Source organism: Bartonella vinsonii subsp. berkhoffii ATCC 51672 (assembly GCF_902825225.1).
In the GTDB taxonomy this organism is placed as follows: Bacteria; Pseudomonadota; Alphaproteobacteria; order Rhizobiales; family Rhizobiaceae; genus Bartonella; species Bartonella berkhoffii.
On the sequence record NZ_CADEAK010000067.1, the window covers coordinates 1 to 965 of the forward strand.

At 48.3% G+C, this 965-nt stretch carries 1 pseudogene; it reads right to left on the reverse strand.

Annotation, left to right across the window (positions count from 1 at the left end):
• Nucleotides 1–965 (reverse strand): annotated as a pseudogene (locus J7R10_RS08235) (phage tail tape measure protein); the annotation flags it as partial.

The window sequence follows — 965 nt, forward strand, 5'->3', positions numbered from 1 at the left end:
TGATCACCGCCACAACAGCAGCAATGAGCGCCCCTATTGGAGTAAAAACAGCGCCAACAACAGAGGCAATGCCAGCGGCAATCACTTCTATCACTGTACCTATCCAACCAAAAGTAGCAACGAATGCGCTGCCTGAGACCATAAGCCCCCGAAAGCCAGACACGAGTAGAGTCATCGGTCGCAAGAGACGCAGTGCACTCCCACCAAGACTTGCCGCCATGATTCCCATCGAGCGCCCTGATGCGATTAAACCTCGCCAACTTGTTTTAAGAGCACGGCTGAGTGCTCCAAGCTTCACAAAGAAGTCATGAGTTGAAGAAGCCCAAGGCGTGTACCCGCCATGGTAAAGCGCAAAATCCGCAAAGCAATGTTAAAAGCCATCAGGGCGGCAATGGTTTTGATGATAGCACTTGTTAAAGCGGGATGGGCATTGGCCCATGCCATAAGCCCATTGGTAAAATTGCCAACACTTTCCATCAAACTGTTGACAGGAGGCAATAAGACTTCACCAATGGTAATCCCCAAAGCCACGATACGATTTTGCAAAAGTTCAAACTGCCTGATGGCACCAGTTGCTTGTTTGTCCGCCTCTTGCTCTACAGAGCCTTTAAAGACTTGCGGATCTTTCACATATTCTAAAGCTTGCCCTAACAATTCTGGATTACCAACCAATTTGGCAAAATCACCTGTAAAATCGCGCCCAGCAATGGCAATAAGAGAACGCATGCCCTGTTCTGATTTGGCTAAAACATCAAAAAAGCGCACCAAAGTACCGGTAGCATCTTTATCCAAATCTTCCATGAATTTTTCACGGGAAAGACCGATATTGGCAAAAGCATCTTCAATATGTTTGCCCCCTGCCTGAATGCGCGCACTCATGGCATTAAAACCACGCGCTGCACTCTCAGGGACAATACCCGCAGAAATCATTGCTGTACCAAACGCCGCTGTTTCGCGTGCGGTGA